Source organism: Affinirhizobium lemnae (genome assembly GCF_022968395.1).
Classification (GTDB): Bacteria; Pseudomonadota; Alphaproteobacteria; order Rhizobiales; family Rhizobiaceae; genus Neorhizobium; species Neorhizobium lemnae.
The window spans coordinates 124,329-137,957 of record NZ_JALJQZ010000007.1; the positions used below are offsets into that span (position 1 = coordinate 124,329).

The 13,629-nt window shown below is 58.6% G+C and carries 11 protein-coding genes; 4 read left to right on the top strand and 7 right to left on the bottom strand.

Annotated elements, in window-relative coordinates:
• Window positions 1–129 precede the first annotated feature (129 nt).
• Window positions 130–1,068: a DMT family transporter gene (locus MUU53_RS06745; protein WP_247260215.1), complete on the top strand. Its 939-nt coding sequence runs from the start codon at window positions 130–132 to the stop codon at window positions 1,066–1,068.
• An 18-nt stretch (window positions 1,069–1,086) separates the two neighbouring features.
• Here MUU53_RS06745 and MUU53_RS06750 read toward each other — a convergent pair whose 3' ends face one another.
• The 7 genes from MUU53_RS06750 to MUU53_RS06780 all read right to left on the bottom strand — a co-directional run bounded on the left by MUU53_RS06750 (window position 1,087) and on the right by MUU53_RS06780 (window position 9,423).
• Window positions 1,087–1,233: a hypothetical protein gene (locus MUU53_RS06750; protein ID WP_247260216.1), complete on the bottom strand. Its 147-nt coding sequence runs from the start codon at window positions 1,231–1,233 to the stop codon at window positions 1,087–1,089.
• A 17-nt stretch (window positions 1,234–1,250) separates the two neighbouring features.
• The gene (locus MUU53_RS06755) at window positions 1,251–1,442 is read right to left on the bottom strand and encodes a hypothetical protein (protein WP_247260217.1); all 192 of its coding nucleotides are present in this window, start codon (window positions 1,440–1,442) and stop codon (window positions 1,251–1,253) included.
• Window positions 1,443–1,577: 135 nt separating this feature from the next.
• The gene (locus MUU53_RS06760) at window positions 1,578–2,453 is read right to left on the bottom strand and encodes a uracil-DNA glycosylase (RefSeq protein ID WP_247260218.1); all 876 of its coding nucleotides are present in this window, start codon (window positions 2,451–2,453) and stop codon (window positions 1,578–1,580) included.
• Window positions 2,454–2,498: 45 nt separating this feature from the next.
• Window positions 2,499–3,794, bottom strand: a complete 1,296-nt coding sequence (locus MUU53_RS06765; RefSeq protein ID WP_247260219.1) for an Hsp70 family protein — start codon at window positions 3,792–3,794, stop codon at window positions 2,499–2,501.
• Window positions 3,795–3,996: 202 nt separating this feature from the next.
• Window positions 3,997–7,125 (bottom strand): efflux RND transporter permease subunit, encoded by a 3,129-nt coding sequence (locus tag MUU53_RS06770; RefSeq protein WP_247260220.1) that lies wholly within the window; start codon window positions 7,123–7,125, stop codon window positions 3,997–3,999.
• Window positions 7,122–8,453 (bottom strand): efflux RND transporter periplasmic adaptor subunit, encoded by a 1,332-nt coding sequence (locus MUU53_RS06775; protein ID WP_247260221.1) that lies wholly within the window; start codon window positions 8,451–8,453, stop codon window positions 7,122–7,124. The genes MUU53_RS06770 and MUU53_RS06775 overlap by 4 nt, the downstream gene beginning before the upstream one ends.
• A 181-nt stretch (window positions 8,454–8,634) precedes the next feature.
• Window positions 8,635–9,423: an SDR family oxidoreductase gene (locus tag MUU53_RS06780; RefSeq protein ID WP_247260222.1), complete on the bottom strand. Its 789-nt coding sequence runs from the start codon at window positions 9,421–9,423 to the stop codon at window positions 8,635–8,637.
• Window positions 9,424–9,790: 367 nt separating this feature from the next.
• Here MUU53_RS06780 and MUU53_RS06785 point away from each other — a divergent pair, with 367 nt between their 5' ends.
• The 3 genes from MUU53_RS06785 to MUU53_RS06795 all read left to right on the top strand — a co-directional run bounded on the left by MUU53_RS06785 (window position 9,791) and on the right by MUU53_RS06795 (window position 13,629).
• Window positions 9,791–11,449: an electron transfer flavoprotein-ubiquinone oxidoreductase gene (locus MUU53_RS06785; protein WP_247260223.1), complete on the top strand. Its 1,659-nt coding sequence runs from the start codon at window positions 9,791–9,793 to the stop codon at window positions 11,447–11,449.
• 147 nt (window positions 11,450–11,596) lie between these two features.
• Window positions 11,597–12,370 carry a pentapeptide repeat-containing protein gene (locus tag MUU53_RS06790; RefSeq protein ID WP_247260224.1) on the top strand — a complete coding sequence of 258 codons (774 nt, stop codon included), beginning with the start codon at window positions 11,597–11,599 and terminating at the stop codon, window positions 12,368–12,370.
• A gap of 152 nt (window positions 12,371–12,522) precedes the next feature.
• The gene (locus tag MUU53_RS06795; RefSeq protein ID WP_247260225.1) at window positions 12,523–13,629 is read left to right on the top strand and encodes a cache domain-containing protein; all 1,107 of its coding nucleotides are present in this window, start codon (window positions 12,523–12,525) and stop codon (window positions 13,627–13,629) included.

Consider the following 13,629-nt stretch of genomic DNA (forward strand, 5'->3'; position numbering starts at 1 on the left):
AATGATCATTTTATCAAAAGTCGTGATGAAACGTTTCACCAAATCGGGTTACACTTTTCCCCAGCCCGCCTGATCCCCGAATTTTGCGAATGGCTTGGATCTCCCGAAACAAGCCGCCACGAGTGAAGAATGAGTTCCGAAGCCCCGGATCCCTTGAGGGGGATCCTCATGAAACTATTGTCCGTCATGGCTTTTCTTGGCATGCAGACCTTCATCAAGGCCGCAGGCTCAGGCATTCCGGCAGGACAGATTACGTTCTATCGCTCGTTCTTCGCGCTCATCCCGATTTTCGTCTATCTGGCTATGCGAAAGGAACTGGCCTCTGCCTTCCGGACGTCCAGCTTCACCGGCCATCTCAAGCGCGGCACGCTGGGAATGATCGCCATGGTCATGGGTTTCTTCGGCCTGATCCATCTACCGCTGCCGGATGCCATTGCCATCGGATATGCCTCGCCGCTGATGGCGGTGATCTTTGCCGCGCTGATCCTGAAGGAAAAGGTGCGGATCTATCGCTGGACTGCGGTTGCGATCGGGATTCTCGGCGTTCTGATCATTTCATGGCCGAAGCTGACCATGTTTGAACAGGGCGGAATGGGGGGCAACGAGGCGACGGGGGCCATAGCGGTATTACTCTCGGCAGTGATCGGCGGCCTTGCCATGGTTCAGACCCGCCAGCTCGTGAAGACAGAGAAGACATTTACGATTGTGCTCTATTTCTCGCTTCTGTCTGCGGCCTTCTCGCTCATCAGCCTGCCGTTCGGGTGGAACGGGCTTTCCTGGGAGACGAAATTGATCCTGGTCTGTGCAGGCATCTGTGGCGGACTCGGCCAGATTTTCCTGACACAGAGCTACCGGCTGGCCGATGTGTCGACCGTCGCTCCCTTCGACTATTCGTCGATCATCTTCGGGATCGCGATTGCCTATGTGCTTTTCGGCGATGTTCCGACCTGGCAGATGCTGCTAGGAACGACAATTACTGTCTCCGCCGGTATTTTCATCATCTACCGCGAGCACCAGCTTGGACTGGAACGCAAAGCGGCGAGGAAGGCATCCTCGCCGTCAACATAGCTGCTCAACAGTCGTCGATCAGATCGGGATACCGGCGAGCGGAGAATGGTCGCGCCCGCGGCTTTCCGCGCTCTGGCCGGCAGAACGGGTGTATTCGTGGCTGGCACGAACAGCGACAGAGATCGAGGCGAGCTTATCCCGGATCTGGCGAAGTCTGTACTTCATTGGCTCACACTCCTTGATCAACGTTCACGAAAATCGGTGAAGATTGCCGTCGGGCGAGACAAGCCGCCGCGACGCGCATAGGCCGAAGCCGTCAACTGCTCATTCGTAGCAGAGCCGAAGTTGTGGTAGCCTGCAGTTGAACGAGGCGATAGACCTGCAAGACGAAGCGTCTCGAAGCCGGAATGAATGGGGCGAATGCGTGTGCTCATGGCCTTGGTTCCTAAACGTTCCTCCCAAGACACCTCTGTATATTGCACCGCAATATGATTAATTCAAGAGCAGCTGCCGCTCCGCAGCAATGCAAAATACGCATATCTCATTTCATAAAAGTTTAAGAATTGAATTTAAGACTCGCAGGATAGAAGCCGTTGACGGAAGGTGAGAAGATCCTTCCAGGCAAGCGCCTTGTTAGCGGGTGCCGTCAATAGATCCTGCGGATGCAGGCTTGCAAGGGCGGGGATGATGCGACTGCCGACCTGCACATCTTTCCAGGTGCCACGCATGGCAAATATGGATTGCTCTTCTGCAAAGAAGAAACGCGCCGTGAAATTGCCAAGGATCAGAAGGTGGTTAGGAGCCGCAAGCTCTATCTGCCGTTCGATGAACGGACGGCAGATGTCCATCTCTGCGGGCGAGGGCGGACGATTGCCCGGCGGCCTCCACGCCACGACATTCGTCAGCAGCACCTTGTCGCGATGAAGCCCGATGGCAGCCAGCATCCTGTCCAGCAATTGGCCCTGTCGTCCGGAAAAAGGAATGCCGTCCCGATCGCACTCCGCCGAGGGCATTGGACCGATGACCATGATGCCGGAGGAAGGGTCGCCTGACGCAAACACGGTGGAGCGCGCGCCGTTCTTCAGGTTGCAGCCGGAGAAGCCTTCCAGCGCCGCTTTCAGCGCGTCCAGGCTGTTGGCGGCAGCGCAAGCCTGCCGGGCAGCCGTGACGGCCTCCGCATCCGGCATAGCGACATTTGCGGTGGGAGCAGGTGCCCGTGCCGCGGGTAAGGGCGCTGAACGCCTGCCATTCGCGGGCCGTTCGCTTGTCTGCGGGGCCGACTGCTGGCGATTGCGCATTTGCGCCTCGCGCTCAAGACGCTGGGCCTGGAACTCGGCAATACGATCAACGGCCTCCTCCTCCAGAAGCCAGTCGCATCCGGAATCCGCATAAAAGTGCAGAAGGGCTGCGAGTTCTGCTGGGGCAAGTTCCGATGCTGAGGTCATGACCTCACTCTATCCGAACCCGGTTGCCGGATAAAGCCTCTGGCCTCATGCAACCCACTGCTCAATGTCTTTGCTCTCGCCGATCAGCGACAGGCCGTGCGCAATGGACAGCAACTCGCCGCCGCTTTCGATCCGTTCCGTGCCGAAACGGTTGACGAACAGCTGGCGCACGGCAGGCACGAATGAGGTGCCGCCGGTCAGGAATACTTTGTCGACCTGCTCGGCATCTGTATTGGTTTTGACGAGAACTTCGTCCAGAGCCTCTTCGATGCGCGCGAGATCCTCCGAAATCCAGCTTTCGAAGTCGCTTCGTTTCACGGTTCTGCGACCGGCCTTGCCCAGCGGCGAGAAGTTGAACTCGGCCTCTTCAGCGTTCGAAAGTGCCATCTTGGTGGCCGAAATCGCCTGATAAAGCGGATAGCCTTCATCATGCTCGATAAGCTCGATGAACAGTTCAAGCTTGTCCGGCTCTGTCGCGGAGCGAACAAGCGATTGAAGATCGGTGAACTCACGCGTTGTCTTGAAGATCGACAGCTGGTTCCAGCGCCCGAAATTGGCGTAGTAGCCCGCTGGAACCTCCAGCAGTTTGTCGAAGCTGCGGAAATGGCTGCCCTTGCCGATTTCCGGCGAGACGAGATTGTCGATCAGGCGATAATCGAAGTGATCGCCCGCAATGCCGACACCAGAGTGACCGATCGGGATGGCGCGCAACTGCCCTGCATGGCGCTCGAACCGGATCAAGGAGTAGTCGGTGGTGCCGCCACCGAAATCGGCGACCAGAACATTGGCGTCCTTAGTCAACGACTGCGCGAAGTAATAGGCGGCTGCCACGGGCTCGTACACGAAATGAACTTCCGGGAAATCGAAGCGCTCCAGGGCGGTGCGATAGCGCTGCAGGGCGAGCGCTTCATCCGGGTTGGCGCCGGCAAACCGGACAGGACGCCCCACGACCAGCCGTGAAATCTCGTTCGGCCACGCGTCCCCGGCATAGGCCTTCAGCCTGCGCAGGAAGATCTCCATCAGATCCTCGAACTGCTGCCTGCGCGCGAAAACGAGGGTGGCCTGAAACGCCGCACTGGCGGCGAAGGTCTTGATCGACTGCAGAAAACGGCAATCGCCGGGATTATCGATGAACTGGCGGATGGCGGCCTGTCCCGCCTCAACCTTCAGGGCCTGCGCACCGAGCGCCTTGTCCTTCATGAAGGAGAGGGCGGTTCGCATGCTGTCGCTTGTTCCCGCACTGCTGATGAAAGGCACCGAATGCGTGGCATTGGCACCCGGTTCGCCGAGCGCGAGAACAGTATTGGTCGTGCCGAAGTCGAGCCCGAGCGCACGTGCCATGGCCGCATCCTTTCTGAAAGTGCTGGATACGAATGCGACTGGCGCATTCGATGGAGGCGCAAATGGCGCCGCCGAAAAATAGGGAGGCGGGCTGATCGCACAGGATCGCTCTATTGGCAAGAAGAAAGGGGCAGGAAAAACGGGTCAGCAAAGAGGGGCGAGAAAAACCCGCCCCTCTTTGTAAATGCTACGCGTGATCTGCCTATTCGGCGGCAGCACGGCTTTCGTGCTGGAAGGTGCTGTTGGCCGGATCGCCATGCCCCTTGCGGCGGAACAGGCGGCCAAGGGCTTTGCCCAGGCGATCCATCTCGACGAAGATCACCGGCGTGATGAACAGCGTCAGCAATTGCGAGACGATGAGCCCACCGACAACGGCAATGCCGAGAGGCTGGCGCAGTTCCGAGCTGGCCCCGGAGCCAAGCGCAATAGGCAACGCGCCGAGAAGAGCGCAGAACGTCGTCATCATGATAGGCCGGAAGCGGCGCACGCAAGCCTCATGAATGGCACGCGCGGTCGTTTCGCCCTTGTCGCGGATGAGTTCGACTGCGACGTCAATCATCATGATCGCGTTCTTCTTCACGATGCCGATCAGCATCAGAAGACCGATGAGGGCGATCACGGAAAGGTCGAAGTTCATCACCTTCAAAGCGATCAGCGCCCCGAATGCCGCCGCTGGCAGACCGGAGAGAATGGTCAGCGGATGGATGAAGCTTTCATAGAGCACGCCCAGCACCACATAGATGGTGAGAACCGCTGCAAGGATCAGCATGCCGGTATTGCCCTGGCTCTGCTGGAAGATTGCTGCTGTACCGCCATAGGACGTGAAGACATCGCTTGGCATGTTGATGCTGGATTTGATCTGGTCGATCCGCGCCGTTGCTTCCGAAAGCGCGACGCCTTCAGGCAGGTTGAAGGAGATCGTGGTGGAAACGAGCTGACCGGTCTGGTTGATCGTGACAGGTGCCGCGCGGCGCTCCACCGTTGCGAAGTTCGAAAGCGGAACCAGCGTTCCCGTCTGCTGGGACATGACGTTGATGTTGCGCAGGAACTCGTCATCGTAGGAACGGCTCTGGTCAAACTCGACAATCACGTCATAGCTGTCGCCCGTCGACTGGATCTGTGCCGCCGCATAGCCACCGAATGCCATTTCCAGCGTCTTGCGAAGCTGGTCGTTGGTGATGCCATAGGCAGCTGCCTTGTCCGTATCGATCTGGATATTGGCGGCAATCGCACCGTTCTGCGCATCGGTCGCAAGATCGGTGAACATCCGGTCCTGGCGCATCGCGGCCATCATCTTGCCAGACCATTCCGTGGTCGTGGCGGTATCGAGCGCCTGAACAACCAACTGGTACTGGCTCGCAGTCGAGCGGCCGCCGAAGCGCAGGCTCTGCTGTGGCGTGATGTAGGTCTTCAGGCCCGCTACTTTCGCAGTTGCTCCACGTAACTGGTTGATGGTCTCCGTCAGCGGTGCGCGTTCTTCCTTCGGCTTCAGTTCCACGAACATCGTGCCGTTGTTCAACGGGCTACGCGCGCTGCCACCAACGATGGAGGTGACATGCAGCACCGCCGGGTTCTTGCGAATAATGTCCGCCACCTGTTGCTGCAGGTCTCGCATGGCTTCATAGGAGATATCTTCACGGGCGCGGGTGGAGACCGAAAGCCTGCCGATGTCTTCCTGCGGAAAGAAGCTGGAAGGAAGTGTCTTGAACAGATAGCCTGAGGCCGCAACGCTACCGATGAAGACCACCAGAATCACTCCGCGATGCCGCAGGCACCAGGAAACAGCGCGATCGTAACCACGTAGCGTCCTGTCGAACCCGGCGTTGAACCAGCGGATGATGAGCGGCGGCCTGCCGGAATGATTCGTCAGGCGAGAGCCCAGCATCGGCGTCACCGTCAGCGAAACAACGGCTGAGGCCATGATGGCCATCGTGACGACCATGCCGAACTCGTTGAACAGCCTGCCCACGACGCCGCCCATCAGCAGAATGGGAATGAACACGGCCACGAGAGAAACGGACATGGAGATGATGGTGTAGCTCACCTCCGCTGCGCCCTTCAGCGCGGCCTCCCGCATGGACATGCCTTCTTCCGACAGGCGCAGGATATTCTCCAGCATGACGATGGCATCATCCACCACCAGCCCGACCGATAGCGTGAGGCCCAGCAGGGAAATGTTGTCGATACTGTAGCCCAGGACATACATGCCGCCGAAAGTCGCAATCAGCGAGAGGGGCACGGCAAGCCCCGGAATGAGCGTCGCGGTCAGGTGGCCGGTAAAGAGGTAGATGACCAGAATGACGAGCGCGATTGTCAGAAATAGCGTGAACTGTACGTCAGAAATCGCATCCTTGATGGCGGTCGAGGCGTCGTTCATGACGTTGAGATGCACGGAAGGTGGCAGTTGCGCCTTGAGCGCGGGCAGCTTCGCCTTGATCTCGTTCACGACATCGACGGTATTAGCGTCCGGCTGGCGTTGTACCGCCAGAATGATCGCCTGCTTGCCGTCATACCAGCTCCCGCCCTTCAGGTTTTCCACGCTGTCCTGCACCGTTGCCACGTCGCCCAGGTGGATGGGCGCGCCGCCCTTGTTGGCGATGACGAGTGTGCGGAATTCCTCCGCGTTCGTGCGCTGCGTCTTGGCATCGATGGTTAGCTGCTGGTTGCGGCTCTGAAGCGTTCCGACAGGCGTCTGGTTGTTGGCGTTGGCGATGGCTGTGGTAACTGTATCGACACCCAGATTTCGTGCCTGAAGCTTGGAAGGATCAAGTTCTACGCGCACCGCATAGGTTTGCGATCCATAGACGCTGACCTGCGCCACGCCCGACAGCGTGGACAGCATGGGGGAAATCACGTTCTGGGCGATCTCATCCACCTTGGAGCGTGGCATTTCGTCCGAATTGATGGTGATCAGCAGAATGGGCGCATCAGCCGGGTTTGTTTTGCGATAGCTGGGCGGCGTCGTCATGTTGGACGGCAGCTGCCTTGTGGCGTTTGAGATTGCTGCCTGTACGTCTGCCGCTGCCGCATCGATGTTTCTGTTCAAATCGAACTGCAGAACGATGGATGTATTGCCGAGCGAGTTTGACGCGCTGATTTCGCTGATGCCGGGGATCGTCTCGAACTGCTTGATGAGCGGTGTTGCCACCGAGGTAGCCATACTTTCGGGCGAGGCGCCGGAAAGGGAGGCGGAAACGTTGATCGTGGGAAAATCCACCTTCGGCAAGGCCGCGACGGGCAGTTGCTTGTAACCGGCAAGACCTGCAAGGACCACGCCGATGGCCAGCAATGTGGTGGCGACCGGGCGGCGAATACAAAAGGCCGGGATCATGGCTTGGCTCCCTCGATCAGCGCCGCCTGTTCCGTCAGTGCGGGCTTTGCCGCCGTCTGGCCGCCGGAGAACTGCTCGACAATCGTCTGGCCATCGGCTAGCTGCACCTGGCCTTCAACGACGATATGCTGTCCTTCGGTGAGGCCGGCCGCAATCGCGGCCTGATCGCCGTTCGTGCGCGCAAGGGCGATCTTCGTCGCGTGGACCTTCGACTTGTCATCCACCGTATAGACGAAGGGTCCATCGGCACCTTGGCGCACCGCCACCGTTGGAACGATCAGGCTCTTGGTGTCGGTCACGAAGTGCACCGTCACGTTCAGGCTTTCGCCGGGCCACAGAAGTGCACTGTCATTCTTGAATTCCGCCTTTGCGAGAACCGTTCCCGAGGCCTGATCGACATTGTTGTCGAAGAAGGAAAGCATCCCCTGATCGGCAACGCCACCGGTCGCTGACGGGTCTGCATCGACCTTGACACCCGATTTCAAGCCGGCGTGGAGCTGCGGCAGATAGCGTTGCGCCATGCGAAAATTCACATAAATCGGATCGTAACGGGTGATGGTCACGACGCTTGCACCCGCACTGAGATAGGCGCCGGGGCTGATGGCGATATTGCCTAGCCGTCCGTCGTAAGGCGCCTTCAGTTCGAGATTGCCAAGCGCGATCTGATCCGAAGAGAGGGTCGCCTTGTCGGCTTCCACTTTGGCAGCGGCGGAATCACGCGTCGCCTTGGCCTGCTCGTAACTCTGTTCCGATTGCACATTCTGCTTCAGCAGGTTCTGCGTTCTGGCGAATGCGGCATCAGCCTGCGCCAGGGCCGCCTGATCGCTGGCAAGGTTTGCCTGATCCTTTGCGACCAGCGCCCGTGCCGTGCGGTCGTCCTGTCTGGCAATGACGTCGCCTTTTTTGACCTCTTGACCGTCCTTCGCCAAAATCTCGACGACAGGACCAGACTGGAGTGCTGCAATCGTAGTGGTATCAGCCGCTTCCGCAAAGCCGGTCGCAACCACATCCATGGGCAGGGTGCCGGAGGTCACGGCAACCGTCTTGACGGAGGAGGGGCCACCGCCGCCTCTTCGGTTCTGACCCTGACCCTGACCACGACCTTCGCCATTTGCCTGCGCTGTCTCGCCCGAACCCGGCTTCTGTCCGCCTTGCCTGCGGCTGCCATCGGCCGCTGCCGGTTCAGGCCTATCCGATTTCAGCCCGGCTGCCAGAGCAAGCTGATGCCAGGTCGGTGGCCTAAGCTGTTCGGGGAGTTGATCCCTATAAAAAACGGCACTGGCGGCCAGTATCGCAAGAACTGCAACGCTCGAGAGAATTTTTTTCATGGGTTTGTCCGCGCAGGGGTAATGACGGGCGTGCTCTGCCGAAAGTCGACAAAGCTTTGATTATCAGGAAACGCCACAACTTACGCAAAAGCACCTTAAACTTCGGTAATGTAGACGTTTCTATTCTGCGCTGCGGGAGGGTTGCACTTTCCCGTCAGGCGGGCGGGAAAGTGCGCGTCTATCAGATTGACTTCGCAGCGCCGCCATCAACGCGAATGGTGCTACCTGTGACATAGGCGGCGGAGCCTGAGCACAGGAAGGCGCCGACCGCGCCAAATTCCTCGACAGTGCCGAGACGCTTTGCCGGAATGGAAGCGATCGAGGCAGTGCGAACCTCTTCCAGCGACTTGCCCTGGCGCTTGGCGTTGGCCCCATCCAACTCGTCGATACGGTCCGTATGAATACGACCCGGCAGGATCATGTTCGCCGTAATTCCGTAGGCCGCGACCTCTGTAGCAAGGGTCTTGTTCCAGCCGACAAGCGCCCCGCGCAGCGTATTCGACAGAGCGAGATTGGGGATAGGCTCAATGACGCCGGACGAGGCAACGGTCAGAATTCGGCCCCAGCCTTGTGCCTTCATGCTGGGCAGCAGAGCATTCGTCAGTGTAATGACGCGCAGGACCATGGTCTGGAAAAAGCTGTCCAGTTTCTCCGGCGTCATGTCCTCCGTCGTGCCCGGCGTCGGGCCGCCGGTGTTGTTGACCAGTATATCGACGCCGCCGAACTTCTCTTCCACCGCCTTGACCAATGCCGTGACTGCATCGTCTTCGGTAAGGTCAGACCAGATCCAATCGGCCTTGCCTTTGCCCAGCGCGTTGATTCGTGCGCAGTTCTCCGCCAGTTTTTCTCCGCTGCGACCACACAGGAGAACATTTGCACCCTCCTGAGCCAGCGCCGTGGCGATGCCAAGTCCAAGGCCTCGTGATGAGGCCAACACCAGTGCGCGTTTGCCGGTAATGCCGAAATCCATGATCAGTTTCCTTGCTGCATGCTTAGTTTGGTGCGGACGTTATCGCCGGACGGTCCGATGGTGAAGGGTTGTGGATAATCTTTTCATCCAATGGTGCCGACAAAGTTGCCCGTAAATCCAGCTCGCCTATAATCCAGCTATGGCATTTCCTCTGACATTCGAAACATACGAACAAGCACCTGTCTTCTTCGGCGCATTTTGTAGATCATCGTCAAATATTGACGTGAACGTAAACGTTATTTATCTTCGCTGCGAGATCTAGGAGGGGCCGGACGATCAACCCCCATGTCATATGTTCGCTCGACAAGGCGCGCAGGTTTTGACAAGGAAGTGGAAACATGGGAACCGGCCGAGGCGGAGTGAGAGAATGAGCGATATGGAGCTTCCTGAGCGCGAAAGCATGGAATTCGACGTGGTCATCGTCGGTGCAGGGCCTGCGGGCCTTTCGGCTGCGATACGATTGAAGCAGGTCAATCCAGAACTATCGGTCGTTGTGCTGGAAAAAGGCGCGGAAGTTGGCGCACACATTCTTTCCGGCGCTGTCGTTGATCCGATCGGGATTGATCGTCTCCTGCCGGACTGGCGCGACGATGCCAGCCATCCGTTCAAGACCCCGGTGACCGACGACCAGTTTCTTTTCCTCGGTCCGGCGGGCTCCATCCGGCTGCCGAACGCATTCATGCCGCCCCTGATGAACAATCACGGCAACTACATCGTGTCGCTCGGTCTCGTCTGTCGCTGGCTGGCCGAGAAGGCGGAGGCGCTTGGCATTGATATCTATCCGGGTTTTGCCGCCACTGAAGTGCTCTACAATGAACAGGGCGCGGTGATCGGCGTCGCAACCGGTGACATGGGCATCGAGAAGAATGGCGAACCCGGCCCGAACTTCACCCGCGGCATGGCGCTTCTCGGCAAATATGTGCTGATCGGCGAAGGCGTGCGGGGCTCGCTCGCCAAGCAGTTGATTTCGAAGTTCAAGCTCGATGAAGGTCGCGAGCCGCAAAAATACGGCATCGGGTTCAAGGAGCTGTGGGAGGTCAAGCCGGAACACCACAAGGCGGGTCTGGTTCAACACTCCTTTGGCTGGCCGCTCGACATGAAGACTGGTGGCGGCTCCTTCCTCTATCACCTGCATGACAATCTCGTGGCTGTCGGCTTCGTCGTGCATCTCAACTACAAGAACCCCTACCTCTTCCCGTTCGAGGAGTTTCAGCGGTTCAAGACGCATCCGGCCATTCGCGACACCTTTAAAGGTGCCAAGCGCATTTCCTATGGTGCCCGCGCGATCACAGAGGGCGGATACCAGTCGGTGCCGAAGCTTTCCTTCCCCGGCGGTGCGCTGATCGGCTGCTCTGCCGGTTTCGTCAATGTTCCGCGCATCAAGGGCAGCCACAACGCCGTTCTTTCCGGCATGCTGGCGGCGGAAAAGATTGCGGAAGCCATTGCTGCAGGCCGCGCCAATGACGAGCCGGTCGAGATCGAGAACGAATGGCGTTCGACCGCCATCGGCAAGGATCTGAAGCGGGTGCGCAACGTGAAGCCGCTTTGGTCGAAGTTCGGCACGGCGCTTGGCGTCGCGCTCGGCGGCATCGACATGTGGATCAACCAGATCTTCGGCACCTCACCCTTCACCATGAAACATGGCAAGACCGACGCCGCATCGCTGGAGCCCGCAGCCCAGCACAAGAAGATTGAATACCTGCGGCCAGATGGCGTTTTGACGTTTGATCGCCTGTCATCGGTCTTCCTGTCCAACACCAACCATGAAGAGGACCAGCCGGTTCATCTGAAGGTGAAGGACATGGACCTGCAGAAGCGTTCCGAGCTTGGCGTCTATGGCGGACCGTCCGCACGCTACTGTCCTGCAGGCGTCTATGAATGGGTGGAGAAGGATGGCGAGCAGGTCTACGTGATCAACGCGCAGAACTGCGTTCACTGCAAGACCTGCGATATCAAGGACCCGAACCAGAACATCAACTGGGTGCCGCCGCAGGGCGGCGAGGGGCCGGTCTATCCCAGCATGTAGCGACTGCGGAACCGCACGTCAGCGATTTCGTTGGGCGAACAGCCGTTAGCAGGGAAAGCGGTCAACAGGCATCGCTTTCCTCTTTCGGCTAAGGGGTAACCACGCTAAGACTGACGCAATTGTGTTGGAAAGTGCACTGGCAAGACCATGAACGCACCCGTCAAGCGGAAACCGAAGTCCTTCTGGTCGAGAGCCTGGAGCCGTATCCGCCGAAGCAAGATTAAGATCTTTATCCCGATCATCGTGATAGCGGGAGGGCTGGTGTTGCTTTTCCCAAACAAGCATACCGGGTTTGGCGGCGGCCACTGCCGCGCTGATGCAGGCCCGGAGGTCAACTGGGCCGACTGCAAGAAGCGGATGCTGATGCTGAAGGACAGTAACTTCGAAAAGGCGAAGATGGCGGAGGCGGATCTCAGCAATTCCGATTTCAGCCGCAGCAAGTTGGTTGGTGCGGATCTGAACAAGGCGGCCATCATTCGCACATCCTTCGTCAAGGCTGATCTCAGCAATGCCTCGCTTCTGAAGGTCGAAGGCTATCGCAGCGACTTCGGAAGCGTCGTAGCGACACAGACCAAATTCACCATGGCTGAGATGCAGCGCGCCAATTTCACGGAAGCAACGCTTTTGGGAGCAGATTTCACCAAAGCGGAACTTGGACGGGCAGTGTTCAAGGGTGCGGAACTGGGCGACACGCATTTTGCCATGGCAAATCTTGCACGAGCCTCGTTCAAGAACGCCTCCATGAAAGGTCCGGTCGATTTCGCCAATGCCTTTCTGTTCCTCACGCGTTTCGAGGGCGTAGACCTCAGCCAGGCGACGGGTCTCAAGCAGGATCAGATCGCTTTGTCCTGCGGAAACAGCAGAACGAAGCTGCCCCAAGGGTTGACCATCCCTGTTGAATGGCCCTGTGAAGATGATTGATCCAAGACCTGATCAGCCTCCTTTTCGTAATCGCAGCAGCAATTCTCAATCGGCGTTGATCGCCACTCCCGTGGGCAATCGTCGGGCTGATTGACTCAATTACACTTTACCGGCGAAACAGCGACAGTTTCCGCTGTTTAAAGCTTGTGTTCATGTCGCTCGATCGTTTTCTCGCCTTCGTTTCCTCGACCTGCGTTGGCCTCGTCCTGCTTCTCGGCGGTTGGCTGATGATTGCCGACCAGCAGGCACTGCTCACCGATGCCCGCCAACGCGAAATCGATCAGACCTCGGTGGTTTTTTCGACCACGATGGATCAGGCCGCCATTCTTTCCGCAACACATTCAGAGCTTCTGGCCGCTGATCCTTCCATCCGCACGCATCTTGCCGCGGGTTCTCGCAACGAGCTTCAGGCCTATGCCAAGCCGATGTTCGAGCGACTTGCGCGGCTCGCGGGCGTCAGCGTGGTGCATTTCCATGATGCGGCCATGAAGTCCTTCCTGCGCGTCTGGGAACCGCAGAATTTCGGGCAGGATCTTTCCACCTTCCGGCCCATGGTGGTGGCTGCCAATCACGACCGGCAGACACAGAAGGGACTGGAGCTTGGCGTGCGAGGCTTGAGCCTTCGCGCGGTATCGCCAGTCTTTGACATGAGCGGAAGCAACTTCATCGGAACGGTGGAGGTTGGCGTCGATCTGCAGGCGCTTGCCGATCTTGCCAAAGCTGCCAGCGGCAGTGATTTCGCGCTTGTGCTTGATCGTCGCTATCTGAAAGACGTGGGCAATGCTGCCGTGTCCGCCAATGGTCTTGTTCTCGATGCCGCCACCGACAAGGGTCTGTTCGAAAGCATTCTCGGTGCGGGCAAGGTTCAGCTTTCCCGCAGCGAGCTTCTTTTCTTCCATCGGCTGGGGGACCGGGATCTGACAATTCAGGGTCGCCCGCTGATCGACTATAGCGGCAACATGATCGGAACGATCCTGACTGTCAGTGATTTCGGATCGCTGGAAAGCTACTACAACCGTTCACTGGTCACGATCGGGTCAGTGTTTCTGGCCGGTCTCCTGATCGTGACCGCGATTTTCATGAGCGCGTTGCGCGCAGCCGTGATCAGGCCCCTGAAGGATCTGGCGGTCCGGGTGAAGGCGTCGCCTGAAGATGCCGCCAAATCGCAGGCGACCAGCGGACTGAGGGAGTTCCGCGATCTGCAAAAAGCCGTCTCCGATGCCGTGTCCACGAGGCGGGACCGGGCCGGGGAGCCTTGA